Raw genomic sequence first — 25,922 nt, 5'->3', positions numbered from 1 at the left:
TGCTGAATTCGGCCTGCACGAACCCGCAGCAGCAGGGCAAAGACCTGCTGCTTGATGGTTGCAATGTCAGATGGGGTTAGAGCGCCTTGGCCCGGTCGCGCAATACGTACTTCTGGATCTTGCCTGTGGAAGTCTTCGGCAAGAGCGTGAAAACCACTGTTCGCGGTACCTTGAATCCGGCCAGATGCTCACGGCAGAAACTGATGATGTCGGCCTCGCGAACGTCCTGGTGATCAGCCTTCAAGGTGATGAAGGCGCAGGGCGTTTCGCCCCATTTCTCATCGGGACGCGCGACCACGGCTGCTTCCAGCACGCCCGGGTGGCGATAGAGCACGCCTTCGAGTTCGATGGTAGAAATGTTCTCGCCGCCCGAGATGATGATGTCCTTGAGCCGGTCCTTGATTTCGACGTAACCGTCGGGATGCCAGACGGCCAGGTCACCGGTGTGGAACCAGCCGCCCTCGAACGCTTCGGCAGTGGCGGTCGGGTTCTTCAGGTAGCCCTTCATGACAGTGTTGCCGCGCAGGAAGATCTCACCGATGGTCTGGCCGTCACGCGGGGTTGGTTCCAGCGTTGTGCAATCGCCGACCATCACGCCTTCCAGAGTCGGGTAGCGCACGCCCTGTCGCGACTTGATTTGCGCCCGCTCCTCCAGAGAAAACTCATCCCATTCGGCGTGCCACGCGCAGACCGTCACCGGGCCATAGGTTTCGGTCAGGCCAAACACGTGAGTGACCTTGATGCCCATCTCTTCGACGGCACCGATCACTTTGGCCGGTGGCGCAGCGCCCGCGACCAGGGCGTTGACCGGGTGATCGATGGCCGCTTTCGCTGATTCGGGCATGTTCACCAGTGCATTGAGCACGATCGGCGCACCGCACAGGTGAGTGACCTGATGCTCGCGGATCAGCGTGAGGATTTTCTGTGGATCGACCCGGCGCAGGAAAACGTGCACACCCGCCAGGGCGGTGATGGTCCATGGGTAGCACCAGCCATTGCAATGGAACATCGGCAGGGTCCAGAGGTACACCGGATGGTTGCCTATGGCCCAGGTCATCTGGTTGCCCAATGCGCTCAGGTAAGCGCCGCGATGGTGGTAGACCACGCCCTTGGGGTTGCCGGTGGTGCCTGACGTGTAATTCAGCGAAATGGCTTGCCACTCGTCGACCGGCCATTGCCAGTCGAATGCCGGGTCGCCTTCGGCCAACAACGCTTCGTAGTCCAGGTCGCTCGCGGCCTGGCCTTCACCGTATTCCGGGTCATTGACGTCGATCACCAGAGGCGGGTGATCGAGCATGCCAAGCGCCGCCTGGATCACATCATGGAACTCGCGGTCGGTAATCAACACCTTGGCCTCGCCATGCTGCAGCATGAAGGCGATCGCCTCGGCATCGAGGCGCACGTTGAGCGGGTTGAGCACGGCGCCGATCATCGGCACACCGAAATGCACTTCAAGCATCTCGGGAATGTTGGGCAGCATCACCGCGACCGTGTCGTCCTTGCCGATACCGCGACCGGCCAGCGCCGAGGCCAGACGTCGGCAACGGGTGTAGGTCTGCGCCCAGGTGCGACGAATCGAACCGTGGATAACGGCGGGGTGGTTCGGATAAGTGCTGGCGGTGCGCTCGATGAAGCTGAGCGGAGACAAGGCAATGTGGTTGACAGCCGAAGGGCCTAGGCCTTGGTCATAGATAGACATGTGCGGGTACTCAATGGCTGATTGTTAGCTCTATGGTTGACCTCGCCGAGGTCACCTTCAAAGTCCGGATTACCTTATATAACATTCTGCTGTGAGTATGGAAGTACAACCTACTAGGTATAGTATATATACTATATTTTATTCTTTTGACTCCAAATCACCGCCGCCAGCCTTCCAAGGCTGGTATATGCTTGGTTTCCCTGACGAAGTGGACCCGCAATGACCCTGACTCCCGTTCGATTGCACAGTTGGTTGCGCCTGCAGCGCGAGGGCGTGTCTCTGGCCGCCCGGGCCGATGCGTTGTGTCGGGCGCTGCAGGATTGCCCCGAGGTGCAGCGGGCGGTTTACCTGAGTTGGCAGCCCAATGCGCGGATCTACAGCCATGAGGGCGCCGCCCAGCATTTTCCGCCGGGACTTGGCGACCCGGCGCTGGCCAGCGACCAGTTGCTCTTCGAGCATCTGGGCGAGGCAGGGCGCCTGGACCTGGCTCAAGTCCGTCAACTCGATTGCTGGTTGTCCGGCCGGTTGCGGCGGGCCGCGATCAGTCATGGCCAGGTATTCGATCTGGCCTTGCAGACGGGGCAGCCGGGGTTGTTGCTGGTGCAAGTGTGCGAGGGCGTGAGTCTCGATTGGCTGGGCTGGGTTCAGGATTTGCTGACGACGCTGCTGAGCAGTGTCAACGGCATGCTGCGTGGTTCGCCGCTGCTGGGCCACGACCCACAACCGAGCCTGCTGCTCGATGCACAAGGTCGACCGCTGGAGTTCAACGCGGCACTGATGGCGCTGCTCGCCGAGAAGTCGCTGACCGATGTGTTGGGTTTTTTACCGGTCAATCATCGGGTGCTGGTGCGTGCCTGCCTGGACCAGCAACGCGCCGTCGAAGGCGTCGAGGCTCAGTTTGAAGCGCAGATCCTGATCTGGACGTTCATCCCCGATCCCCAGGACAACCGAGTGCTCGCCCGTTGCCGCGACGCCACGGCCCAAGTGCTGGCGGAGCGTGAGGCGGCCACCGCACGGCGGCTGTACCGGCTGATCATCGAAAACACGACCGACCTGATTTCCCGCCACACGCCGGATGGGCACGTTATCGATGCGTCACCGGCATCCTGGACCTTGCTCGGTTACTGGCCCGAAGAGTTGCGCGGGAAATTGGCCCAGGGCCTGTTTCATGGCCAGGATCTGGCCGGTCTGGTGCAGCGCGCGCGTGATGCGCTGGAGCAGGATGGCTATCACACCATGACTTATCGCATCCGCCATCGCGACGGCCATTACCTGTGGTTCGAAACTGCCAGCCGGGCGATCCGGGAAACCTACACCGGGGCTGTGGTCGAAGTCGTCAGCGTATCCCGGGACATCACCGCCCGAGTGCAGGCCGAGGAGAACAAGCGACGCCTGGCCGAAGTGGTCGAGGCCAACATCGATCCGGTGTTGTTCATCGCCCCCGAGGGCCAGGTCACTTACCTCAATCCAGCCGCGCGCCGCATCCTCGGGATTGATGAGCAACAACCCATGCCGGCCCTGGCCGCGTTGTTCGCCAGCGGCGACCTTGCGCGCCTGCAACGCGATGGCTGGCGGAGCGCTGAGCGCGACGGTGTCTGGAGCACCGATGCGCGGTTGCAACCACCGGGTGGCGGTACATCCGTGCCGGTGTCGCTGGTACTGTTGGCGCACCGTTCCGCCGGCGGCGAGCGTTATTACTCATTGGTCGCGCGCGACATGACCGAGCGCGAGCTGCGGGAAGTGCAACAGCGCCGTCATCAGGACGAACTGGCACACACCGCGCGGCTGGTCACCCTCGGTGAACTGGCCTCGGGGATCGCCCACGAAATCAACCAGCCGCTGGCTGCCGTGGTCAATTATGCGAATGCGAGCCAGCGCTATTTGCAGACGCTGGATTCCAATCCCCAGGCCGCTGCAAGGGTGACGCAAGGCCTGGAACGCATTACCCATCACGCCACCCACGCCTCCGAAGTGATCCGGCGGTTACGCTCCTTTTTGCGCAAGGGGCAGCGGCGCATGCAGGCGTTGAACTTGACCGACGTCGCCCGCGAAGCCGTGCGTTTGTGTGCCTGGGAGGCGAGTAATTGCCAAGTGACAATCGAGGATCGACTGCCGGATAATCTGCCACCCGTTTATGCCGACCGCGTATTGCTGGAACAGGTGCTGCTCAATCTGTTGCGCAATGCCATCGACGCCAACCGTGAACAACATCCCGGGCTACCTTCGCTGATCGTGATGACCGTGGAGCAAGGCAATGGCGCCTGCGTGGAAATCCGTGTGCGAGACCAGGGGCCGGGCGTCAGCGAGCCGGAACTGGAACAGATATTTACCCCGTTCTACACCAGCAAGGCCGATGGCCTGGGGCTCGGTCTGTCCATGAGCCGCAGCATTATCGAAGGTTTCGGTGGCGAATTGAATGCCCGGCGCCAGCCTGTCGGGCTGCTGATGTGTTGCCGCCTGCCGCTTGCCGGCCCAACAAAACAACAACAATAGGAATCAGGTAATGGCAGGTGTAACGGAGCAGGTTGTGTACGTGGTCGATGATGACCAGGGCATGCTCGAATCGACGGTCTGGTTATTGGAGTCGGTCGGGCTCAAGGCCTTGCCGTTTACCAGTGGCGTCGCGTTCCTCGATGCCTGCGATGCAAGTCTCGATGCCTGCGTGCTGCTGGACGTGCGCATGCCCGGCATGGGCGGATTGAACGTGCAGGAAGAAATGCGCGTACGCCAACTGGACTTGCCGATCATCTTCGTCAGCGGGCACGCGGATGTGCCGATCGTGGTGCGCGCGTTCAAGGCCGGTGCCCATGATTTTATCGAGAAACCCTACAACGAGCAGCTGTTGCTGGACAGCGTGCAACAGGCACTCAGCAACTGTGCAGCCAACCGCTCGGGCAACCGGGGCCATGACGCCTTGCAGACGCGCTTGCTGAGCATGACCCCGCGCGAGCGCGATGTCATGTTGCCGCTGGTGCAGGGATACACCACCCGCGAAATCGCGGAGCAACTGGGCGTGAGCGCAAAAACCGTTGATCTGTATCGCGCGCGCGTCATGAAACGCATGCAGGCCAACACGCTGCCGGACCTGGTGGGCATGGCCATCGCGTCGCAGATGGTCGACCCGCTGAAGTTGCGTTGATTCCTCGCTCCTTATATTTCCAATGTTGCCGGCTACTTCGTCATGGTCCTCGCGGCTTGACGGTCACTGGCCCAGGCTGCCAGTGGCGCCAGGCCGCAATCAGCAAGAAGCGTGTGTTGGATTTCTTTCACTACTTGATTGAGTTTGCCTTCAAGGTATCTACGAAACCCGAGGCGATTCAGCATGTAGTTGGCGAAGGAAACATCTCTAGAACAGCAGGATCAACACCAGGTCTGGAATACCGCGAATCAAGGTGGTGTAACTTTCTCCGAGCATGGCCAGCCATTTGAGCGGTGACAATCGCAAGGCCGCTAAATAGCCGCCCTCGGAAAACACTAAACTACGAAACACCTGCGGAACGATTCAGCCAATCTGTTGCGTCGACCGGTTGAATCCACAGGCAGCTGCCATTCAGTTGAGACGGCTATCGACTCTATGCAAATTCGGCTTGAAGCAGGCGCTCTTGCAGTGCGCCGATTTGACGGGTGTAGAAACGGTTGAAACGGCGAACGGGCGCAACGCCCCTTCGGCATTCAATGCCCGCGGCTGTTGCGGATCAACTCATAGGCTCGACGTACCAGGGGATTGACGGTATTGGACCGAATCCACAGGTGATAGGTGACGTCGGGCAGGCGCGGCAACCCGTCGTTTTCACCCAGCACCCGCATGTCCGGGCCGAGCATTTCCATGCTTCTGGGGGTGACGCCCAGACCTGCACGTGTCGCCGCCTTGATGCCGATCAGGTTCGAGGCGAGGTAAGCCTGGCGCCAGGCAATGTTCGCACGCTCCAGGGCTTCCAGGGCGTAGCGGCGGTAGATGCTTGGCTCATCCACCAGAATCAGCGGCAGGGGTTCGCCGGGGGTGTGGATGTAATCCGCCGAACAGATCCACCACACCGGTGAAGTGCGCAGGGCAAAGCCTTCGAGGTTCGGGTCTTCACGGGTAGAGATCACCATGTCGACCTTGCCACGGTGCAGATCGTCCATCAGGAAAGGGCTTCGGCCGACGTCGATTTCCAGGCGCAAACGCGGGGCCGAGCGAGCGATGTGACTGAGGATCGGTGGCAGGATGGTGTCGGCGATGTCATGGGGGGAGCCGATGCGCAGTACCCCGCTCAAGCTGCTTTCACGCAGGGAGGTCAAGGCATCGTCGTTGAGCGAGAGCATTTGCCGGGCGTGTCGCAGCAATTGCAAGCCGGGTTCAGTGAGGTGCTTTTGCCGTCCACGTTTCTCGAACAGGCTGACCCCGACCTGTTGCTCCAGGCGTTGCATGTGTTGCGTGACGGATGATTGCGTGCGTGCCAGTTGCACACCGGCCTCGGCGAAACTGTGGTGATCCACGACGGCAATGAAGGTGCGCAACAGTTCGAGATCGAGCGTCGACATGGCGTTTTTTCCGAGGGCGTTTTTACATCAGCAGTGCAAACATTAATATCAGATAACGTTATGTGTTTGTAAGGCTTTAGCGATCTTGAGTAGCAAATAAGCCAGTAAGTGCTGGGCTTGGTGATCTGAGGTACAAACTGATATACGGCAAGTTATAACGATATTAGATATCTGCATTTCCGTTACCTCAACGCGATACCTAGGATGCCCTCATACCGGATCGGGGGACGCCGATCATCCAATGGGGGGAAATCCATGTTGCTCAAGCACGCGCCTTTAAAACGAATATTGCCCGTGATGTTAGGTTCCTTGATTTCGCTGGCCGTCAGTGCCGGCGCCCAGGCTGATGCAACCCTGGACAAGATCGAGCAACGGCATGTGCTGGTGGTCGGTGTCCTGTTGTCGGGAGGTCCTTTTGGCGGGATTGATCCGGCCACACAGAAGCCGCGCGGATTGAACGTCGAACTGGCTCAGGAGCTGGGGCGGCGGTTGGGCGCTGAAGTGGAGCTGGTGCCGGTTTTACCCGCCAATCGCGTGCAGTTCTTGCAACAGGGCAAGGTCGATCTGCTGATCGCCAATATGGAATGGACCGCCGAACGCGGCGAAATCCTCGGGTTTTTGCCGACGCCGTTTTACCGGGTTGGCGGCACCGCCGCGGTACTCAAGGACAGCAAGATCAGCCGCTGGGAGGATCTCAAGGGTCAGCCGGTCTGCACTTCCCAGGGCAGCAGTTACATCAAGCCGCTCACCGGGTTGGGCGCTGAAATCAAGGCCTTCAAGAGCTCGTCCGAATCCTTGCTGGCGTTGCGCGGCAACAACTGCGTCGCGGCGGTGCATGACGCTACGCTGGTCAACCCGTTGATCGCCGACAGTGCCGAATGGCAGGGCTATCGCACGATCACACCGGAACTGAACCCGGCGCCTTCGGTGATCTGGACTCGTCGTGGTGAAAGCGACACCCAGGCCAGGCTCGACCCCATCGTCAAGGACCTGCACCGCAGCGGCTGGTTGATTGAAGCCCAGACCCGCAACCACATCACGCCTGCGTCACCGGCGCTGGTCGAATTGCAAAAGCAGTTCCAGGCCAATGGCGCCTGACGCCGGTTCTTCACTTCATCGTATCCAACAGGCCGCCGCATGAGGCGACGGCCGCTCAAGGCAGTCGTGCATGAATCGTCATTTTTCCGCTAAAGCCCTGACCTCGCAGTGCCTGGCCGGCGCCACCGCGACCGCGACTGACAGCGTCGCTGAAGCCGGACGCCGCATCGCTCGTGCCTGCGCGCAATTGCGGGGTACAGCATGAGTCACTGGCTGGAGCTTTTCGTCCACTGGGCCGCCGGGTTCGGCCTGAACTACAGCTTTCTCCTGGACACCTATCAGCGTGGATCCCTGGAACAGGGGGCCCTGACCACGGTGTGGTTGTGCCTGTTCACCATCGTCGGCAGTTTGCTCGCCGGTGTCGGCTTGGCGGCGATGCTGACGTCGGGCAAACCGTGGCTGGCGAAACCGGCGCGGGTGTTCGTTGAGGTCACCCGCAACACGCCGACGCTGGTGCAGCTGTATTGCGCGTTCCTGGTGTTGAACATGTTACTGACCCAGGCCGTCGGCGCGGCGAACCCGCTGACGCCATTCGCCTGGGTGGTGATCGTGATCTCGCTGCATAAGGGCGCGTTTCATGCCGAAGCCTTGCGCGCTGGCATCGAGGCCGTGCCGGCGGTGACGCTGGAAGCGGCCAGTTCGCTGGCGTTGAGCAGTCGTCAGTTGTTGTGGAACGTGCAACTGCCGCTGGCCCTGCGCTTCGCTCTGCCGTCACTGATCAACAACCTGATCGACCTGGTGAAGATGACCGCCGTCGCCTCGGCCATTGCGGTCGGCGACATCACCTACGCGTCGATCATGATCTGGACCCAGAGCGATAACGTGCTGGAACTGATGATTCTGATCCTGAGCTTTTTCGGCCTGCTGAGTTTTATCGTCAATTGTGTGGGGCGCTCTCTGGAAGCGCGCCTGAGGATGCCCGGCTATGGCCATTGAATCGTCCGTCCCCGCGCCGCAGGCCTGGCCGCGGCGACATGTCGGCAAGTTGTTGCTGTTGATCTGCGCCGTGCCCTGGCTGTTGTGGCTTGCACCGCACAGCCCGGTGTTCAAGGCATTGCTGCAATGGTCGCCGGCCCTGGCCGCAGGCTTTGGCCAGAACATCCTGATCAGTCTGGTCGCGATCGCATTGGGTTCGCTGCTGGGGTTGCTGGTGGGTGCGCTGGCCTTGTCGCCGCTGCGTCTGCTGCGCTTGCCAGCACGGATCTGGGTCCAGGTTTTCCGCAATGCGCCGTGGCTGGTGCTGATCTATTTCACCACCTATGTGTTCCCGTTCGAGATCAGGATCGGCAGCGCCTATGTCTCGTTCCCCGGCTGGGTCAAGGTCACCCTCGGGTTGGCGTTGCCGGCGAGTGCCAACGTCGCGGAAATCTTCCGTGGCGCCATTGCTTCGATCCCGAGCACGCAGTGGGAAGCGGCCCGTTCGCTGGCGTTCAGCCGCGGACAGATTTTCCGCTCGATCATCCTGCCGCAGTGCTTCAAGCGCATGTTGCCGCCGTGGATGAACCTGTATGCGGTGATCACCATGGGCACGGCGCTGGCCTCTTTGGTGGGCGTGCATGACGTGATCGACACCGCGCAAATTGCCAGCAACACCGTGAACATGACCGGCTTCACTGTGGTGATCTACCTGAGCCTGCTGGTGCTGTTCTTCGCTTACTGCTACCCGATTTCCCGACTCACCCAACGCCTGGAGCGACGTTATGCCTTTTACTGAAACCGTCGCCGAGCCATTGGTCAGCCTGCGCGATCTGCACCTGTCGTTCGCCAGCAACCCGGTACTCAAAGGTATCAACCTTGACGTGCACCGTGGTCAGGCGGTGTCGATCATCGGCCCGTCCGGCTCCGGCAAGTCGACCATCCTGCGCTGCATCACCGGGCTGTTGCAGCCCCAGCGCGGCAGCATCCGCGTCGGCACCACCGAGGTTCACACACTGGTCCAGGAAGCCCAGCGCATCGAGTTGCGCAAGCGCGTGGGGTTTGTCTTTCAGCAGTACAACCTGTTCCCGCATCTGTCGGTGCTGGAGAACCTGGTGATTGCACCGCGCAAGGTGTTGGGGCGCAGCCGGGCCGAAGCCGAAAAAGACGCGCGTGCCTTGCTGGCCAAAGTGCGCATGGAGCACAAGGCCGATGCCTATCCGGGACAACTGTCCGGCGGCCAGCAGCAGCGCGTGGCGATTGCCCGGGCACTGGCGATGCGCCCGGAACTGATCCTGTTCGATGAAGTGACCTCGGCCCTTGACCCGGAAACCGTTGGCGAGGTGCTGACGGTGATCCGCGAGTTGACCGAAGAGGGCATGACCTGCGTGCTGGTCACCCACGAGATGCGTTTCGCCGAAGAGATCAGCGACATCGTCTACTTCACCGAAAACGGCGTGATCGTCGAGCACGGCAGCGCCGCACAGATTTTCCAGCATCCCACCAGCGAGCGCACCCGGGAATTCCTGCGCCATGCATTGGGTGATCCGGGGCGCCGTCCCGTCGTCGCCAACGACCCTTACCTGCTGACCAACCTGGGTCGCTACAGCCTGTCCGTCTAATACCGAGGAGCCTGTTCATGAGTACTGAAAACCGTGCCGTCGTCATCGAGGATTTCCTGAAGAAAATCCGTGTCATCAATCAACGCGGCGTCGACCGCGCCGCGCTGTCGGAAATTGTTGCCCTGCTCGAAGCACTGGCCGAGCGTCGTGACCTGTTCAATTTCGACGCGTTTCCCGCACCAGTGCCGGGGCAGGGCAGCACAGCATTTCGCTACCGCCTGAATGACGACGGCGATACGCCAACGCTGTACCTGAACTCGCTGTTGCCGGGCAAAAGCACCATCCCTCACAACCACGAAACCTGGGCGATCATCAGTGCCGTCGAAGGCCAGGAGATCAACTACGTTTACCGCCGTGATGACGAAGGTCGCGAGCCGGGCTTCACCACCTTGCATCTGGAAAAGGAAGTGATCGTGCAACCCGGCACGTCGATCTCGTTTTTCGGGGAAAACCTGCATGGCATTCGCGTCGAGGGTGAGCAGGCGACCTTGCATTTCCATCTCTACGGTCTGCCGCTGGAGTCCCTCAACGGTCGCTACGGCGTCGAGGCCGACGGGCGCATTCTCAATTACAACGCCTCGCAAATGGCGCCGTCGATCAAAGCCTACGCATAAGTGGCGGCCAACGAGCGCTCTCTGGCGCTTCAATAATTCTCTTTCGAACAGGACTTCCATGAGCCAGACCGTAACCCCAGGGCAATTGCAGCAGTGGCTGTTCGACGGGCAGGAAATCGCCTTGTTTGATGTGCGCGAGCACGGCCAGTATGGCGAGGCCCATCTGTTTTTCGGGGTCAACCTGCCCTACAGCCGACTGGAGCTGGAGGTGCGGCGCCTGGCGCCGAATCCTCAGGTGCGGCTGGTGATCCATGACCAGAATGGCGGCGACGTTGCCTCGCGTTCCGCCGAGCGCCTGCAAGCGCTGGGGTACAGTTGCGTGCACGTTCTGGAGGGCGGTGTCGATGGCTGGCAGGCCGCCGGTTTTCAGCTGTTTGCCGGTGTGCATGTACCGTCCAAGGCGTTTGGCGAGTTGGTCGAAGAGGTCAGTCACACGCCGCATGTCACCGCACAGCAACTGGCCGAATGGCAAACCCGGGGCGAGCCTTTGGTGGTGCTCGACGGCCGCCCGTTCGATGAATACCGCAAGATGACCATTCCCGGTTCCGTGTGCTGCCCGAACGGTGAGTTGGGGTATCGCATCCATGACCTGGTGCCAGACGAAAAAACACCGGTCGTGGTCAATTGCGCCGGGCGAACCCGCAGCATCATCGGCGCGCAAACGCTGATCAACCTGGGTTTGAAAAACCCGATCTACGCGTTGGAAAACGGAACCCAGGGCTGGTACCTGGAAGATTTTCCGCTGGAGCACGGCAGCTCCCGTCGTTATGCCGATGCCGTGTCCGATGCACCCTTGGCCGCGCAGCGACTGGCGGCTGCCAGACTGGGGGAGCGTTGCGGTGTGAAAACGGTTGCAGCTGCCCAGGTCGAGCAGTGGGCCAACGATGCCGGGCGCAGCCTGTTTCTGTGCGACGTGCGCACCGCTGAAGAGTTCGCTGCCGGCAGCCTGCCCGGCGCACAACACACACCGGGCGGGCAGTTGATTCAATCCACTGATCTGTATATCGGCGTGCGCCGGGCGCGGCTAGTGCTGATCGACAGCGATGGCGTGCGTGCGCCCATTGTCGTCAGTTGGCTGCGCCAGTTGGGGCACGAGGCGTATGTACTGGCAGGTGGCGTCAGCAGCGGTCTGGCGTTGTCCGCAGGTGAAGTGATCGGCCACGACCTGTTGCCATCGATCACGGCGCGGGCGCTGGCCGATGCGTTGAAGGATGACGCCGTTGTGCTGGTCGACTTGCGCCCGAGCATGGCCTATCGCAAGGGACACATCAGCGGCTCGCGCTGGTCGATCCGCTCGCTGTTGGCGACGCATGTCGCGGATGAGCAGCGGCCTCTGGTGCTGATGGCCGACGATCCGCGGCTGGCCGCGCTGGTTGCCCGGGAACTGCCTGAAGCCCAGCGCACGGGCATCCGATGGCTGGACGGCGGACTCGCGGCGTGGCACGCAGAGGGCCTTGGCGTGCAGGAAAGTCCGGACTCGCCAGCCGATGATCAATGCATCGATTTTCTGTTTTTTACCCATGACCGCCACACCGGCAACAAGGATGCGGCGCGTCAGTATCTGGCCTGGGAAATCGGCTTGCTGGCGCAGATGAGTGACGACGAACTCGCCAGTCTCAAACCGCTGCAACCTCAAACTCGTGTGGGCGCACGGGTACGCACTCGTCTGGTGCATGCCGCGCGCACCGAGCCAGGGGGTGGCGGTCGGTCAGTCAACGTACCCGTCACCCGTTTGAGCACTGTGCTGTTCGACAACCTGGCGCAAATGCGCGACGCTCGAGCCCGCCGTGATCACGAGCGTGTGCTGAGTTACGGTGCCCGTGGCAACCCGACGGCGTTCGCCCTCGAAGACCTGGTCACTGAACTGGAGGGGGGGTATCGCACGCGATTGTTCGGCACCGGTCTGGCGGCGGTCGCACAGGTGTTTCTGGCCTACCTGCGGCCCGGCGATCATGTGCTGATCACCGATGCGGTGTACGCACCGGTGCGACGTCTGGCCCGGGAGTTTCTCGAGCCCTTTGGCATCCAGGTCAGCTACTTCACCCCGGACGGCAGTGATTTGCAGGCCCGACTGCAAGCCAACACCAGAATGGTCTACACCGAAGTGCCAGGTTCCTTGCTGTACGAACTCTGCGACTTGCCGGCCATCGCCGCCCTGTGCAAACCGCGAGGCATTCTGCTGGCCGTCGACAACACCTGGGGCTCGGGTTACCTGTACCGACCGCTGGCACTGGGCGCGGATATCTCGATCATGGCGCTGACGAAGTACCTGTGTGGCCACAGCGATGTGGTCATGGGCAGCGTTTGCACCCGGGAAGAAGTGTGGCCGGCACTCGCGTCCATGAGCGACAACTTTGGAGCGACCGTCAGCCCCGACGACGCCTATCTGGTGCTACGTGGCGCGCGAACCCTGGCGCCACGACTGGAGGTGCATGAGCGCCAGGCGCTGGAAGTCGCCCATTGGCTGCAAACGCACCCCCGAGTCAAACGGGTGTTCCATCCGGCCTTGCCCGATCATCCGGGCCATGCCTTGTGGCAGCGGGACTTCACGGGCAGCAACGGTCTGCTGTCCTTTGAACTGAAAGAGGCGGACGCTGCTCATGTCGAGCGCTTCATCGATGGGTTGCAGTTGTTCGGACTGGGCGCTTCCTGGGGCGGCTATGAAAGTCTGATCACCGTAGCCGATACCAGGGACCGCAACAGTGCGGTGCATCGCTCAATGAATCCGGTGTTGCGATTGCACGTTGGGCTGGAGGATGTTGAGGCGCTGATCGAAGATCTGCAGCGCGGGTTTGGGGCCATGGGGTACTCCGACTGATTGAAGCGGGTCTGGTGCTCATAAAAAAATGCCCGGCACATTGCCGGGCATTTTCATTCCTGACACCCTGGTGGCGGGGCTCAGTTTGCAGCTTGCGGTTGAGACTCGGTGGTTGCTCCATTGCGGGCGATCACGGTCAGGATCGACAGCGCAGCGATCACCAGCCCTGGTGACGTTGCCAGCAGCACGCCAGTGGTGCCGGCACCGGCGGCGAGGATCTGGCCGGCGGCCAGGGGACCTGCCACCGAGCCGAGCCGGCCGATGGCCACGGCCGCGCCGACACCGGTGGCGCGCACCGAAGTCGGGTAGGAAGGGGGCGCCAGGGCGTACAGCACCAGCTGTGCGGCCATGACGAACAACCCGACGGCAAACCCGGCGATGGCCATCGGCACGATACCCACTGACAGGCCGACCCCGGCCAGCGCCGCCAACACTCCGGCGTACACGAACAGGACCACTTTCAGGCCGTTGCAGCGGTCCAGCATCACCCCGCCGAGTAGCGAACCAATGGCCCCACCTATGTTGAACAGCATCTGCACCATGCCTGCCTGGGGCTTGGTGAAACCCTGTTCCAGCAACAGCGAGGGCAGCCAGTTGAGCAGCATGTACATCACGGTCAGGGTGAAGAAGTAGCTCAACCACAAGGCCAGCGTGCTACGTGCGCGTCCTTCGCCGAACAGCGCCTGGGCGGTAGACGACCGTGGGCTGGCGGTCGTGATGTGTTGCTGGCGAAACGCAGTGGATTCGGGCAGCAGCAGCGCCATTAGCGGCACCACCAGCAAGGGCGTCAGACCGCCGATGATGAAGGTGGTTTGCCAGTGTTCACTGGAAAACATCGCCACCACTGCCGCCAGCGCGCCGCCCAAGGGCACGCCACAGTACATGACGCTGATGGCGGTGCCGCGATGGCGCTCGCTTACGGCCTCGGCACACAGGGCAATCAGGTTGGGCAGGGCGGCACCCAGGCCCAGGCCGGTCATGAAGCGCACCAGCAGCAGGCTGGAATAGCTCTCGACATAGGCGGTGCAGAGCGAGAAGACACCGAACAGCAGCACGGCGCCGACGAGGATTTTCTTGCGGCCGATACGATCGGCCACCCAGCCGCCAAAAAACGCACCCGGCAGCAGACCGATGATCCCGGCGCTGAACACCCAGCCCATCATCTTCGGGTCCAGGGCAAAGCTCTGGCGCAATCCTGCGGCAGCGGTGCCGGCAGCCTGCAGATCGAACCCCTCGATCAGCGCAACGATAAAGCACAAAGCGATTGTCAGCGTCGAGCGACGCGATGGACTGTCCATGGGTGAACCTCATTGTTGTTTTTGTTATGCAGTCGAGCCCTCCGAGCGTTGGGTGCGCCGTCAGTGACTGCTGACGATTAAGATAACAAAGATAACTAAAAAAAGAATGATGTCCTGAGAATTGCAAAAAACTACGAATAAAGTGTTTAAAAACAGATTGTTATGAATGCATTGTGATGCTTATGCAAAAGTAGATAATAATATTAATGTTCGATTATCGGTCATTAGTGATTGACGACGCCCCTTGGCTGTTTCCATTCTCTGATCGTGAAACCGGCAGACCCGTGCGGGGCCGGCACTCAAAAACAACAATAAAAAGTGGACATCGAACATGCCAAAACGCCCCATGAACACCGGTTCCATAGCGTCACTCCCCTGCGTTTGCAGTATCCATCCAGGGTGGGTCGTGGCGCTGCTTGGCGTCAGCGTTCTGCCTTCTCAGCTGCGGGCCGAGGGATTTATCGAGGACAGTCACGCAAACTTGACCCTGCGCAATTACTACATCGACCGTGAGTACCAGGACGGCGGCGCCAAGACGGCCGCGCGGGAATGGGCCCAGGGTTTCATCCTGGGCATGGAGTCGGGGTTTACCGAAGGAACTGTAGGCTTTGGTCTGGATGTGCGGGGGTTGCTGGGGGTCAAGCTCGATTCCGCTCCGGATCGCAGCGGCACCGAACTGTTGCCGGTGTCGGCCAGCGACAAGCGCGCGGCGGATGACTATTCGCGGCTGGCGCCGACGGCCAAGCTGCGGTTTGCCCAGACAACGGTCAAGAGCGGCGATGTCTCGATCTTCCTGCCGTTTGCCTTTGCCAGCCCGTCGCGACTGCTGCCACAGACCTTTCGCGGCACCACGCTCAGTTCCAGGGACATCGATGGCCTGACCCTGAACACCGGTTACATCGATCGCATCAACAAGCGTGATTCCACGGACTATCAGGCCATGGCCATCGCCTCGCCGAACCGGCGTTTCAACGGCGCTGCCACCACCTCACACCTGGCTTATCTGGGAGGTGATTACCAGGTCAACAAGGACCTGAGCCTGCGCGCCTACCATGCCGAGGTGACCGACCTGTACCAACAGGACACCCTGGCATTGCTGCATAACCTGCCGCTCGGCGAAGGCGTGTTCACCAGTGACTTGCGCAGTTTTTTCAGCCGCGAGGATGGCAGCGCCAAGGCGGGTGAGGTGGACAACCGCAACCTCTCGGCATTGTTCGGCTACCGCTTCGGCGGGCACCGGGTGAGCCTCGGCTACATGCACGCCAGTGGCGACACGGCGACGCCGTACATCTCTGGCACCGAGTTGATGGGCATGAGCGAGCTGACCATGAGTTCGGACTTTCTCAATGCCAGGGAACGCACCTGGCAGGCCATCTACGACTATGACTTCGTCGCATCCGGCGTGCCTGGGCTGAAGGGGCGGTTGCGTTATGTGCGCGGCGACAATATCGAGTTGGCCGCTTTCAATGCCGATGACCGTAAGGAACGCGAGTTTCAGATGGAGCTGGGTTATGTGATTCAGAGCGGTCCGCTGAAAAACGTCGGTCTGTTGGCGCGCAAGTCGATCTACCGCAATGACTTCCCGGCCGGCGCGGCATTTCGCGATGAAAACCAGACCCGCTTCCTGGTGCTCTATACCTTGCCGATCTGGTAATCCCGGGTCCTTCGATGTTCCCCGCCGGCCGTCCCTTTTTTTGGAGGGGAGCGTGCCGGCAGCGTGCGTTCAGTCCTGGTAAACCTTTCTCAGCAAGCGCAGCAGCTCCTCGCGCTCTTCGCCGGTCAGCGATGAAGTGGAGTCGAAATCGCTTTGTGCGGCAATCTGCTTTAGCTCCCTGAGCAAGGTTTCGCCGGTCTTGCTCAGGAAGATTCCGTAGGAGCGTTTGTCCGGCTTGCAGCGCACCCGCACCGCCAGCGCGCGGCTTTCCAGTTTATTGAGCAGCGGCACCACCTGCGGCGGCTCGATGGCCAGGGCCCGGGCCAGGTCGGCCTGCATCAGCCCTGGATTCTGCTCGATGATCGCTAGGGCCGAGAATTGCGCGGGGCGCAGGTCGTGGGCTGACAGGCGACCGATCAGGTTCTGGAACAGTTTGAGTTGGGCGCGCCGCATCGCGTAGCCGATCAGGTCATCCAGTGCCGAATCCAGCGGTGCCTGCAGCTCGGCGGTGGCGGACGGGGACTCGCTCTGGTCGGCGAGGGGAGAAGGCTTGGCCATTGCGGGTGAATCCTGAAGAAGTGGAGGTTAACAAGCGTATCTAGTTTGCCGGGGTTGGCCGCTGATAGCTATGCCCGTCGTTCAGTGCGATGGGTTCGGAGGATATTTGCGGGTGGATAAAAAAATGGTTAATTCGATTAATAGTTAATTGACATAACTATATGGGTCCTTTAATTTCCAGTCATCTTCAAGCCAAGAACAAGAGAGCATCGCCATGAGCAACTACGAAGGTCGCTGGACAACCGTCAAGGTCGAGATCGAAGAAGGCATCGCCTGGGTCATTCTCAATCGCCCGGAAAAACGCAACGCCATGAGCCCGACACTCAACCGGGAAATGATCGATGTGCTGGAAACCCTGGAGCAGGATCCGGCGGCCGGCGTGTTGGTATTGACCGGTGCCGGCGAAGCCTGGACCGCGGGCATGGACCTCAAGGAATACTTCCGCGAAGTGGACGCGGGCCCGGAGATCCTCCAGGAAAAAATCCGCCGCGAAGCCTCGCAATGGCAATGGAAACTGCTGCGCATGTACACCAAGCCGACCATCGCCATGGTCAACGGCTGGTGTTTCGGTGGCGGCTTCAGCCCGCTGGTGGCCTGTGACCTGGCGATCTGCGCCGACGAAGCGACTTTCGGCCTCTCGGAAATCAACTGGGGCATCCCGCCGGGCAACCTGGTGAGCAAGGCCATGGCCGACACCGTGGGCCATCGTCAATCGCTGTACTACATCATGACCGGCAAGACCTTCGGCGGGCAGAAAGCCGCCGAGATGGGCCTGGTCAACGAAAGCGTACCCCTGGCGCAACTGCGTGAAGTCACCGTGGATCTGGCGCGCAACCTGCTGGAGAAAAACCCGGTGGTACTGCGTGCGGCCAAGCATGGCTTCAAGCGCTGCCGCGAGCTGACCTGGGAGCAGAACGAGGACTACCTGTACGCCAAGCTTGACCAGTCGCGCCTGCTCGATACCGAAGGTGGCCGCGAGCAGGGCATGAAGCAGTTCCTCGACGACAAGAGCATCAAGCCCGGTCTGCAGGCCTACAAACGCTGAGACTGATCGCCGGGTGCATCTGCGCCCCGGCGCTCTGCATCGCTCGAATGTATTCCCGATAAAGACAATAAAGAGGAATCACCATGCTGGACGTGCCCCTGCTGATTGGCGGCCAGTCGCTGCCTGCCCGCGACGGTCGGACCTTCGAACGCCGCAACCCGGTGACCGGTGAACGGGTATCGCGGGTTGCTGCCGCCACCCTGGAAGATGCCGATGCCGCGGTGGCTGCGGCCCAGGCAGCGTTTCCCGCCTGGGCCGCCCTGGCGCCCAATGAACGTCGCAGCCGTTTGCTCAAGGCGGCCGAGCAGTTGCAGGCGCGCAGTGCCGAGTTCATTGCAGCGGCTGGCGAAACCGGGGCCATGGCCAACTGGTACGGATTCAACGTGCGGCTGGCAGCCAACATGCTGCGTGAAGCGGCGTCGATGACCACCCAGATCTATGGCGAAGTCATCCCCTCGGATGTGCCGGGCAGTTTTGCCATGGCCCTGCGCCAACCCTGCGGTGTGGTGCTGGGTATCGCCCCGTGGAATGCCCCGGTGATTCTCGCCACCCGCGCCATCGCCATGCCGCTGGCGTGCGGCAATACCGTGGTGCTCAAGGCCTCCGAGTTGAGCCCGGCAGTGCATCGCCTGATCGGCCAGGTCTTGCAGGATGCAGGATTGGGTGATGGCGTGGTCAATGTCATCAGCAATGCCCCGGCCGATGCCGCGGCGATTGTCGAGCGGCTGATCGCCAACCCGGCGGTGCGGCGGGTCAACTTCACCGGTTCGACCCATGTCGGGCGCATTGTCGGCGAGCTCTCGGCGCGCCACCTCAAGCCGGCCTTGCTGGAGCTGGGTGGCAAGGCACCGTTGCTGGTGCTCGATGATGCCGACCTGGATGCGGCGGTGGAGGCAGCGGCCTTCGGCGCGTACTTCAATCAGGGGCAGATCTGCATGTCCACTGAACGGCTGATCGTCGATGCCAAGGTCGCCGACGCCTTTGTCGAAAAGCTGGCGGCCAAGGTCGAGACCCTGCGCGCCGGTGATCCTGCATCGGCGGATTCGGTGCTCGGTTCGCTGGTCGATGCCAGTGCCGGAACGCGCATCAAGGGGTTGATCGACGATGCCTTGGGCAAGGGCGCGCGACTGGTGGTCGGTGGGCAACTGGACGGCAGCATTTTGCAGCCGACCTTGCTCGATGGCGTCAACGAGACCATGCGTCTGTATCGCGAAGAGTCCTTCGGCCCGGTGGCGGTGTTGTTGCGCGGGGAGGGCGATGAAGCGTTGCTGCGCCTGGCCAACGACTCCGAGTTCGGGTTGTCGGCGGCGATTTTCAGCCGCGATACCGGGCGCGCCCTGGCGCTGGCCCAACGGGTCGAGTCGGGCATCTGCCATATCAATGGCCCGACCGTGCACGACGAAGCGCAAATGCCCTTCGGCGGGGTCAAGTCCAGCGGCTACGGCAGTTTTGGCGGCAAGGCGTCCATCGAGCATTTCACCCAGTTGCGCTGGGTCACCTTGCAGCATGGACCGCGGCATTACCCGATCTGAACAGCAGAAATAACAATAAAAAAGGCTGCAGCCACCACCATGCCCATTCGTGCGGCTTGGTGGTAGCGTGCCTTGATGGAGAACAAGCACGTGAGTTCCGAATTCAGATCGCAACCCCACACCCAGATCAGCGCGCCGCGCTACCGTCACGTGTCCATCGGTCGCGCAGCGGTCGAGGTGACAGAACAGCAGGGTGCATTGCACATGCGTTCCCTGGAGCCATTGGCCGAGTATCCGCCGCGACTGCTCGACCGTCTGGTGCATTGGGCCCGGGTGCGTCCCGAGCAGACTTTTATCGCCGCCCGCCAGGCCGACGGCGAGTGGCGCCGGGTCAGTTACGCCGAGATGCTCGACAGTGTCCGGGCCATCGCCCAAAGCCTGTTGAGCTACGGCCTGTCGGCGGACAAACCGCTGGTGCTGCTCTCGGGCAATGACATCGAGCATTTGCAACTCGCCTTCGGCGCCCTGTACGCGGGCATTCCCTACTGCCCGGTGTCGCCGGCCTATTCGCTGCTGTCCCAGGATTTCGCCAAGCTGCGTCACGTCTGCGACCTGCTGCAGCCTGGCCTGGTGTTTGTCAGTGATGCCGCGGCCTACCAGCGTGCCATCGATGCCGTGCTACCGGCCCAAACGCCACTGATCACCGTGCGTGGCCAGGTCGCGGGGCGTCGCCAGGTGAGCTTTGCCAGCCTGCTTGAGCAACCGGGCGCTGCCGAGGCCGAAGCCGCGTTTGCCAGCACGGGGCCGGACAGCATCGCCAAGTTCCTGTTCACCTCTGGCTCGACCAAATTGCCCAAGGCGGTGATCACCACCCAACGCATGCTGTGCTCTAACCAACAGATGCTGTTGCAGACGTTTCCGGTGTTCGGCGAAGAACCGCCGGTGCTGGTGGACTGGCTGCCGTGGAACCACACCTTCGGCGGCAGCCATAACGTCGGCATCGTGCTCTACAACGGTGGCAGCTTTTACCTGGACGACGGCAAACCCACAGCGCAGGGTTTCGCGCAGACCCTGCGTAACCTCAAGGAAGTGTCGCCCACCGCTTACCTGACCGTGCCCAAGGGCTGGGAAGAACTGGCCTCGGCACTGGAGCAGGATGTGGAGCTGCGGGAGATCTTTTTCAAACGTATCAGCTTGTTCTTCTTCGCCGCGGCCGGTCTGTCGCAAAGTGTCTGGGACCGACTCGACCGGATCAGCGAACAGCACTGCGGTGAACGTATCCGCATGATGGCCGGGCTCGGCATGACCGAGGCTTCGCCGTCCTGCACCTTCACCACCGGGTCGTTGTCCATGGCCGGTTATGTCGGCCTGCCGGCGCCTGGTTGCGAGGTGCGCCTGGTGCCGGTGGACGGCAAACTGGAAGGGCGCTTTCGTGGGCCGCACATCATGCCCGGCTACTGGCGGTCACCGCAGCAGACCCTCGAAGCGTTTGACCCGCAGGGCTTCTACTGTTCCGGCGATGCGCTCAAGCTCGCCGACCCGCGCGATCCGCAATTGGGGCTGATGTTTGACGGGCGCATCGCCGAAGATTTCAAGTTGTCATCCGGGGTGTTTGTCAGCGTCGGGCCATTGCGCAGCCGCGCGGTACTCGAAGGTTCGCCCTATGTCCAGGACCTGGTGGTGAGCGCGCCAGATCGCGAATGCCTGGGCGCGCTGGTCTTTGCGCGGATGTTCGAATGTCGACGGCTGTCAGGGCTGGCGGCCAGTGCCAGCGACACCGAGGTGTTGGCCAGCGCGCCGGTACGCGAGTGGTTCGCCGGCTGGTTGCAGCGACTCAATCGCGAGGCCACGGGCAACGCCAGTCGCCTGGAGTGGATCGCCTTGCTCGATGAGCCAGCGTCCATCGACCGGGGTGAAATCACCGACAAGGGCTCGATCAATCAGCGTGCGGTATTGCAGTGGCGCGCGGAGCAGGTCGAGGCGCTGTATCGCGGGCTCGATCCGGCCATCCTGCGCGCCGGGGCGAAATCGTGAGCGAAGTCGTGAACGCAGGCGGGCAGTACTCGGCCTTTGCCGATGCGGCTATTTTCGATGCGGTACGCACGCCGTGGGTGGACCTCGGTGGGGCACTGGCCGAGGTGTCGCCGATCGACCTGGGCATCAAGGTCGGGCGCGAAGTACTGGCGCGCGCGGCAGTCGATCCGCTGGCGGTAGACAGCGTGCTGGCGGGTTCCATGGCCCAGGCCAGTTTCGATGCCTACCTGCTGCCACGGCACATCGGCCTCTACAGTGGCGTGGCGCAATCGGTTCCGGCACTGGGGGTGCAGCGCATCTGCGCCACCGGTTTCGAACTGCTGCGCCAGGCCGCCAGGCAACTGGATGACGGCGTGCAGTTGGCGTTGTGCGTGGCCACCGAATCGATGTCGCGCAATCCGATTGCGGCCTATACCCATCGAGGCGGTTTCCGTCTTGGCGCGCAAGTGCAGTTCAAGGATTTTCTCTGGGAAGCGTTGTACGACCCGGCTCCCGGGGTGGACATGATCACCACCGCCGACAACCTGGCGCGGCGTTATGGGCTGACTCGCGAAGCGGTGGACGCCTACGCCTGTGCCAGTCATCAGCGGGCGTTTGCGGCGAAGCAGGCCGGGTGGTTGTCACCCGAGATCGTTGCCGTGGGGCATCAGACGTTTGAGCTGGAAGGCTATCAGCCACGCAGCATCCGCCTGTCACGCGGTGTCGCCGCGGTGAGTGAGGACAGCCACCCTCGGCCCGGAGAAATCGCGGCTTTGGCCCGATTGCGCAGCGTGCACGAAGGTGGGGTGCAAACCGCCGGCAACAGTTGTGCAGTGGTCGATGGCGCGGCAGCGGCGCTGGTCGGGCGCGCTGCGGCCTGTCGGGATACACCGCTGGCCTTGCTGCGGGCCAGCGCGGTGGTCGGCGTGGCGCCGGAGTTCATGGGCATCGGTCCGGCACCGGCGATTCGCCTGCTGTTGCAGCGCAGCGGCTTGAGCCTGGAGCAGATCGATCGCTTCGAAATCAACGAAGCCCAGGCCGCCCAGGTCCTGGCGGTGGCTCAGGAACTGGAGCTGGATCGTTCGCGTCTGAACGTCCAGGGTGGTTCGTTGGCACTCGGTCACCCCTTGGCCGCCAGTGGCTTGCGCCTGGTGCTGACCCTGGCCCGACAACTGCGTGAGCACAATCTGCGTTACGGGGTCGCCGCGGCCTGTGTTGGCGGCGGGCAAGGCATGGCGCTATTGATCGAGAATCCGGCCTGGCGGGCCTGAGGTTTCGTCGGCTGACGGACAATCTGTGTTTTCCGGTAATGACCGGTTCTGGCCGAGAGGTGATTGCCGGGAAGGGCTGCAACCGACCCATTGCTGACGGTGACGAAAGGCAGAAATCGGCTGAGTAGTCAGTCAGATGTGTTTTCGAAATCAGGGGCTACTCACACCACCGCAGTTAGCTATGAACACCCAGCAGTTATGGTTTTACTGCGTGATCATCGTCAATGTGGGGAGCGTCCGTTGGTTTCTTCTCCGGAACTATAAAACTCACTGTCGTACTGGTGAGGATTTTGTGAGTCGGGTCGGCCACTTCAAGAAGAACCTTGTGAGTGCCGGGCGTCAGTCCAACCAGGATAATCGGGTCTTCGCTGGTGTGCGCCCATGTACCTTTCCAGTCGTCGACGGTCACGTGGAGGTGACCGAGACGTGGTGATACATCAACAGCCGCCTTGCCAAATACCGGCATGATCCTGGCGTGTTCTGCTCGATACTGGATAATGACAACACCGCGGGCGAGTGGCTCGGCAAGCGGCGGGTAGACAATGAGTTTTGGCGCAGTCTCGGATTCCAATGGAAGTATTGCCGGTGGGGAATCGGTGTCTGCTACCCCTTGTCCGCACACGGCTGTGCAAAAGAAGACACCCAAAGCCAGGGCCAATAGATTTCGGGGAGCGAGGGACATGGTGTTTTTCTCCCGCGTGGTTTCATTCAAGCCTAGATCGATCCGAGTATTTCCCAGTGTTTATTTGAAATTGGAATCACCCACGTATTTCATCGACGCTGACTGACAGCTTTTGGCCGGTTTCTGTCTGCGGGAGCAGACAACAACCGACCCAACTCATTCGCTCAGGACGATTGCGCTGAACCTTCTACGGCCCGCAAGAGCCTGGGGATATTTTCCAAGGCTTTCTTTCTAGCTTCAGTAAATCGGTTCAACACTGCCAGCTTTTCAGGATCCCCCTCCTGCAGGCTTCTCATCACTATCGGCAAAAGGTGCAGATGGCACTGCGTAAGCCAGTTGGACAACCCCGCGTGGTTCTTCCATTGCCGTTGATTGCCAAGATAAGCGGCCCACATTCTGACCCAGTCCACCGGTGAGCGTGGTAGTGGGACAATCCCGCATAGTTCATTCATCTGCATCTGATCGTCGAAGTGACTTTCCACGTATGCGATTACTGCGGCACTGAATAAGATCTGATAACTGCTTACTGTCATCAAATTGATGCGATTGCCATCAAATGCTTTCACGATTCCATCAGGAATAATTGGGACAGCGCTAGCGCTGCAGTCGACGTAAAGGGCGTCGGGATCTCCAGCGATGCAGCCCCTTTCGAGGGATATACGGTTGGCTTCAATCGCGCAAACCCGCCCCAAGCGCACTACATTGCTTATGCGCCGTAGTGCACGCAATTCACCCTGTGAAATGGTCGCAGCACGGAAGGCGGTGGGTTCGACGGCTTGATCGATGCGCACCAGTTCGCCGACACGTTCGAGTCTGAAGAATAGGTCCGGGATCGAATCTGCAGCACCTATTGCTTCGAACTGGTTAGCGAGGCTACCGATTGTTCGTACAACATTCTCCTGGCCGGGTTGAAGGTTGGCGCGATCCAGCAGCCAGGGGTCGTTTGGAACGATCCATTGAATCCTGCCTGGTGCCACGCCATTCTGCAGCAGCCACAGACAGGCATCGATGCCGGTCTTTCCTCCTCCCACCACCACGTAACGCAAGTAAGGCTGTCTGATCTTTGGCAAGTCGTTCAGCGGTACGCACCGTATTCCGGGTTCTATCCGGTAATGCGGTGGATGGGTCGAAGGAACGGCTGTCTGTGCAATAGTCGCGTCCACTAGCTTCCTGCGCACCTGGACAAGGTTACTTTCGCCGGTGACCAAGGATGTGATGCAATGATTATTGCTGCGATCACCTTCGTAGTTGTGCATCGGAAAATATTGCACCCGACCTGACGGCAAGAATCGATGATGCATAAGCTGATCGAAGTAACTGACAATCTCGGCGCCTGAGGCCAATTCATATAAGCCACCGCCCCATTCGGATTCGTCTTTTTGGCCGGAGCCCAGCTCGCAGGAGTTAACTCCATAAAAGGCAGACGGCTGGTGCAAGCGGACGAACGAGTAGGCATCGTTCCAATGTCCACCAGGTTGAGCATGTCGATCCACCATCAACACACTCGCATCCGACTCATCGAGCAATGTATCGACGAAGGCCATAGCTGTTGCCCCCGCGCCGACAACCAGATAATCCGTCGCTATGGTGGTTGTGTTCATAGGTATGCCCTAATGACGGGTGAATACTCGCCTCCATCGAATCAGGCTAGTTCATTTTGCTTGTCGTAAAAGAACAGTTGTTCCTTACCTAAATTGCCAACAGATTTAACGACTCTCTAAATCCCATGACACTCATCCTGCGACGCGCTTCTCGCTTGCGTTGGCGGGGAGTTGTAGGGCGCTGCATACGTCAGCGACGCAAGCCCACGGCAGGTGTTCACGACGTTTATCGGGCGCTGGCTGCCTTTCGCGAAGGCCTGCAAGCAACCCTTTGCGGACGTTAAAAAAGTCTATAACGGGTCGTTTCAAGTATCTCATCCGTCATTAGCCGACCAGGTTTAACCCGTTGAACTCAAGGATTTCGAGGAGGCTCTGGCTGGGCCACGCTGACTCTTAGCGCTCTGGCTACCTGGGTTTGAATTTCGTAGGCAGGCGCCTCAACGGTTGTGTAATCACGGGTATAGCGAGTGGCAAACTCGTGAACGCCCCATTGCAAGTACTGCTGCACGTGCTTCAATTCATGCGCCCATAGCGCGACATTGTTAAGTGCATCATCGGGACTGCGAAAGACGATGATGTCTATAAGGGTGACCGCACTTACATCGGGATTCTGCAGCATGGTGTGTGCGGCGTTCAGCTCTGCATCATCGCCTACCTTGTAGCGAGCCGAATCGAGCACCTGGATGTCATAGTAGGGTTCGAGTTGGGCTCGAATATTCAGCGGGATTGTCCGAATATCGTCAGTTGCCGCGGTGTTGCGCGATTGCACAATCCAATTCTGCAATCCAGAGGCCGCCATTTGGTTCATGTTTTCGAAAATCTCCCCAGTTTCCTCTTTGGAGCCTGGAGCACAAAAACAAGCGACCATGCAGACTTGGTACTGTCCTTCCGGGCAGGCGAAAACAGCGGACGAAGTGCCAACGGAAAAGAGCGGTATCGCTAACCGGAAAATTTGACGTAAAAAGACAGTTAACAATTGGTTCTCCCAAAGGCAATGGTGGTCGGCAGACGATACTTTGGGCATCTCGCGCCCGTTGT

General features: G+C 60.7%; 21 protein-coding genes and 1 pseudogene. 14 read left to right on the top strand and 8 right to left on the bottom strand.

The features are described from left to right. Positions 1-76: 76 nt before the first annotated feature. Complete coding sequence (locus AC1DVE_RS13600) at positions 77-1,699, bottom strand: acyl-CoA synthetase (protein WP_223455548.1); 1,623 nt, start codon at positions 1,697-1,699, stop codon at positions 77-79. 219 nt (positions 1,700-1,918) lie between these two features. Here AC1DVE_RS13600 and AC1DVE_RS13595 point away from each other — a divergent pair, with 219 nt between their 5' ends. Both AC1DVE_RS13595 and AC1DVE_RS13590 read left to right on the top strand, forming a co-directional pair. Continuing rightward, complete coding sequence (locus tag AC1DVE_RS13595; RefSeq protein WP_223536225.1) at positions 1,919-4,192, top strand: PAS domain-containing sensor histidine kinase; 2,274 nt, start codon at positions 1,919-1,921, stop codon at positions 4,190-4,192. A gap of 10 nt (positions 4,193-4,202) precedes the next feature. Continuing rightward, entirely contained in the window at positions 4,203-4,838 is a 636-nt protein-coding gene (locus AC1DVE_RS13590) for a response regulator transcription factor (protein ID WP_223455550.1), read from the top strand. A gap of 213 nt (positions 4,839-5,051) precedes the next feature. Here the strand turns inward: AC1DVE_RS13590 and AC1DVE_RS13585 are convergent. Together AC1DVE_RS13585 and AC1DVE_RS13580 are read right to left on the bottom strand one after the other, a co-directional pair. After that, positions 5,052-5,156 (bottom strand): annotated as a pseudogene (locus tag AC1DVE_RS13585) (arginine ABC transporter permease ArtQ); the annotation flags it as partial. Positions 5,157-5,371: 215 nt separating this feature from the next. Beyond that, on the bottom strand, positions 5,372-6,223 hold the full coding sequence (locus AC1DVE_RS13580; RefSeq protein ID WP_223455551.1) for a LysR substrate-binding domain-containing protein: 852 nt from the start codon (positions 6,221-6,223) through the stop codon (positions 5,372-5,374). 255 nt (positions 6,224-6,478) lie between these two features. On the opposite strand from AC1DVE_RS13580, the gene AC1DVE_RS13575 reads away from it, so the two are divergent. From AC1DVE_RS13575 to metC, 7 genes are all read left to right on the top strand, one after another. Then, on the top strand, positions 6,479-7,321 hold the full coding sequence (locus AC1DVE_RS13575; RefSeq protein ID WP_223455552.1) for a transporter substrate-binding domain-containing protein: 843 nt from the start codon (positions 6,479-6,481) through the stop codon (positions 7,319-7,321). Positions 7,322-7,391: 70 nt separating this feature from the next. Beyond that, positions 7,392-7,526: a hypothetical protein gene (locus tag AC1DVE_RS13570; RefSeq protein WP_263287441.1), complete on the top strand. Its 135-nt coding sequence runs from the start codon at positions 7,392-7,394 to the stop codon at positions 7,524-7,526. After that, positions 7,523-8,257 carry an amino acid ABC transporter permease gene (locus AC1DVE_RS13565; protein WP_223455554.1) on the top strand — a complete coding sequence of 245 codons (735 nt, stop codon included), beginning with the start codon at positions 7,523-7,525 and terminating at the stop codon, positions 8,255-8,257. The genes AC1DVE_RS13570 and AC1DVE_RS13565 overlap by 4 nt, the downstream gene beginning before the upstream one ends. Then, the gene (locus AC1DVE_RS13560; RefSeq protein WP_223455555.1) at positions 8,247-9,035 is read left to right on the top strand and encodes an amino acid ABC transporter permease; all 789 of its coding nucleotides are present in this window, start codon (positions 8,247-8,249) and stop codon (positions 9,033-9,035) included. The genes AC1DVE_RS13565 and AC1DVE_RS13560 overlap by 11 nt, the downstream gene beginning before the upstream one ends. Next, entirely contained in the window at positions 9,022-9,858 is an 837-nt protein-coding gene (locus AC1DVE_RS13555; RefSeq protein ID WP_223455556.1) for an amino acid ABC transporter ATP-binding protein, read from the top strand. Before AC1DVE_RS13560 ends, AC1DVE_RS13555 begins: the two co-directional genes overlap by 14 nt. Before the next feature lie 17 nt (positions 9,859-9,875). After that, positions 9,876-10,472, top strand: a complete 597-nt coding sequence (locus AC1DVE_RS13550; RefSeq protein WP_223455557.1) for a cysteine dioxygenase family protein — start codon at positions 9,876-9,878, stop codon at positions 10,470-10,472. Positions 10,473-10,530: 58 nt separating this feature from the next. After that, the gene (gene metC / locus AC1DVE_RS13545; RefSeq protein ID WP_223532123.1) at positions 10,531-13,290 is read left to right on the top strand and encodes a cystathionine beta-lyase; all 2,760 of its coding nucleotides are present in this window, start codon (positions 10,531-10,533) and stop codon (positions 13,288-13,290) included. Between the two features lie 80 nt (positions 13,291-13,370). On the opposite strand, the gene mhpT is transcribed toward metC, so the two are convergent. Further along, a complete protein-coding gene (gene mhpT, locus AC1DVE_RS13540) occupies positions 13,371-14,588 on the bottom strand; it encodes a 3-(3-hydroxy-phenyl)propionate transporter MhpT (protein WP_223532125.1) in 1,218 nt (405 codons plus the stop codon). A 346-nt stretch (positions 14,589-14,934) separates the two neighbouring features. Between mhpT and AC1DVE_RS13535 the strand changes: the two genes are divergently transcribed. Beyond that, complete coding sequence (locus tag AC1DVE_RS13535; RefSeq protein WP_411741610.1) at positions 14,935-16,242, top strand: OprD family porin; 1,308 nt, start codon at positions 14,935-14,937, stop codon at positions 16,240-16,242. 69 nt (positions 16,243-16,311) lie between these two features. On the opposite strand, the gene AC1DVE_RS13530 is transcribed toward AC1DVE_RS13535, so the two are convergent. Continuing rightward, positions 16,312-16,800 (bottom strand): MarR family winged helix-turn-helix transcriptional regulator, encoded by a 489-nt coding sequence (locus AC1DVE_RS13530; protein WP_223455561.1) that lies wholly within the window; start codon positions 16,798-16,800, stop codon positions 16,312-16,314. Between the two features lie 214 nt (positions 16,801-17,014). Here AC1DVE_RS13530 and AC1DVE_RS13525 point away from each other — a divergent pair, with 214 nt between their 5' ends. From AC1DVE_RS13525 to AC1DVE_RS13510, 4 genes are all read left to right on the top strand, one after another. Next, positions 17,015-17,845: a p-hydroxycinnamoyl CoA hydratase/lyase gene (locus tag AC1DVE_RS13525; RefSeq protein WP_046038330.1), complete on the top strand. Its 831-nt coding sequence runs from the start codon at positions 17,015-17,017 to the stop codon at positions 17,843-17,845. Between the two features lie 83 nt (positions 17,846-17,928). After that, on the top strand, positions 17,929-19,377 hold the full coding sequence (locus AC1DVE_RS13520; RefSeq protein WP_223455562.1) for an aldehyde dehydrogenase: 1,449 nt from the start codon (positions 17,929-17,931) through the stop codon (positions 19,375-19,377). A gap of 90 nt (positions 19,378-19,467) precedes the next feature. Further along, the gene (locus AC1DVE_RS13515; RefSeq protein WP_223536228.1) at positions 19,468-21,351 is read left to right on the top strand and encodes a feruloyl-CoA synthase; all 1,884 of its coding nucleotides are present in this window, start codon (positions 19,468-19,470) and stop codon (positions 21,349-21,351) included. 8 nt (positions 21,352-21,359) lie between these two features. After that, a complete protein-coding gene (locus AC1DVE_RS13510; protein WP_223455569.1) occupies positions 21,360-22,601 on the top strand; it encodes a thiolase family protein in 1,242 nt (413 codons plus the stop codon). 196 nt (positions 22,602-22,797) lie between these two features. On the opposite strand, the gene AC1DVE_RS13505 is transcribed toward AC1DVE_RS13510, so the two are convergent. From AC1DVE_RS13505 to AC1DVE_RS13495, 3 genes are all read right to left on the bottom strand, one after another. Further along, the gene (locus tag AC1DVE_RS13505; RefSeq protein WP_223536380.1) at positions 22,798-23,283 is read right to left on the bottom strand and encodes a DUF6130 family protein; all 486 of its coding nucleotides are present in this window, start codon (positions 23,281-23,283) and stop codon (positions 22,798-22,800) included. Positions 23,284-23,447: 164 nt separating this feature from the next. Beyond that, positions 23,448-24,884 (bottom strand): NAD(P)-binding protein, encoded by a 1,437-nt coding sequence (locus tag AC1DVE_RS13500; protein ID WP_223455564.1) that lies wholly within the window; start codon positions 24,882-24,884, stop codon positions 23,448-23,450. A gap of 352 nt (positions 24,885-25,236) precedes the next feature. After that, entirely contained in the window at positions 25,237-25,908 is a 672-nt protein-coding gene (locus AC1DVE_RS13495; RefSeq protein WP_223455565.1) for an eCIS core domain-containing protein, read from the bottom strand. Positions 25,909-25,922 lie beyond the last annotated feature (14 nt).

This window comes from Pseudomonas sp. P4_B4 (assembly GCF_056402255.1).
Note: the sequence above shows the minus strand (reverse complement) of the source record. Positions and strands in the feature narration are given on the sequence as shown.

Coding starts and splice junctions, on each gene's coding strand:
- AC1DVE_RS13600 (WP_223455548.1), bottom strand. CDS start 1,699: ATGTCTATCTATGACCAAGGCCTAGGCCCTTCGGCTGTCAACCACATT.
- AC1DVE_RS13595 (WP_223536225.1), top strand. CDS start 1,919: ATGACCCTGACTCCCGTTCGATTGCACAGTTGGTTGCGCCTGCAGCGC.
- AC1DVE_RS13590 (WP_223455550.1), top strand. CDS start 4,203: ATGGCAGGTGTAACGGAGCAGGTTGTGTACGTGGTCGATGATGACCAG.
- AC1DVE_RS13580 (WP_223455551.1), bottom strand. CDS start 6,223: ATGTCGACGCTCGATCTCGAACTGTTGCGCACCTTCATTGCCGTCGTG.
- AC1DVE_RS13575 (WP_223455552.1), top strand. CDS start 6,479: ATGTTGCTCAAGCACGCGCCTTTAAAACGAATATTGCCCGTGATGTTA.
- AC1DVE_RS13570 (WP_263287441.1), top strand. CDS start 7,392: ATGAATCGTCATTTTTCCGCTAAAGCCCTGACCTCGCAGTGCCTGGCC.
- AC1DVE_RS13565 (WP_223455554.1), top strand. CDS start 7,523: ATGAGTCACTGGCTGGAGCTTTTCGTCCACTGGGCCGCCGGGTTCGGC.
- AC1DVE_RS13560 (WP_223455555.1), top strand. CDS start 8,247: ATGGCCATTGAATCGTCCGTCCCCGCGCCGCAGGCCTGGCCGCGGCGA.
- AC1DVE_RS13555 (WP_223455556.1), top strand. CDS start 9,022: ATGCCTTTTACTGAAACCGTCGCCGAGCCATTGGTCAGCCTGCGCGAT.
- AC1DVE_RS13550 (WP_223455557.1), top strand. CDS start 9,876: ATGAGTACTGAAAACCGTGCCGTCGTCATCGAGGATTTCCTGAAGAAA.
- metC (WP_223532123.1), top strand. CDS start 10,531: ATGAGCCAGACCGTAACCCCAGGGCAATTGCAGCAGTGGCTGTTCGAC.
- mhpT (WP_223532125.1), bottom strand. CDS start 14,588: ATGGACAGTCCATCGCGTCGCTCGACGCTGACAATCGCTTTGTGCTTT.
- AC1DVE_RS13535 (WP_411741610.1), top strand. CDS start 14,935: ATGAACACCGGTTCCATAGCGTCACTCCCCTGCGTTTGCAGTATCCAT.
- AC1DVE_RS13530 (WP_223455561.1), bottom strand. CDS start 16,800: ATGGCCAAGCCTTCTCCCCTCGCCGACCAGAGCGAGTCCCCGTCCGCC.
- AC1DVE_RS13525 (WP_046038330.1), top strand. CDS start 17,015: ATGAGCAACTACGAAGGTCGCTGGACAACCGTCAAGGTCGAGATCGAA.
- AC1DVE_RS13520 (WP_223455562.1), top strand. CDS start 17,929: ATGCTGGACGTGCCCCTGCTGATTGGCGGCCAGTCGCTGCCTGCCCGC.
- AC1DVE_RS13505 (WP_223536380.1), bottom strand. CDS start 23,283: ATGTCCCTCGCTCCCCGAAATCTATTGGCCCTGGCTTTGGGTGTCTTC.
- AC1DVE_RS13500 (WP_223455564.1), bottom strand. CDS start 24,884: ATGAACACAACCACCATAGCGACGGATTATCTGGTTGTCGGCGCGGGG.
- AC1DVE_RS13495 (WP_223455565.1), bottom strand. CDS start 25,908: ATGCCCAAAGTATCGTCTGCCGACCACCATTGCCTTTGGGAGAACCAA.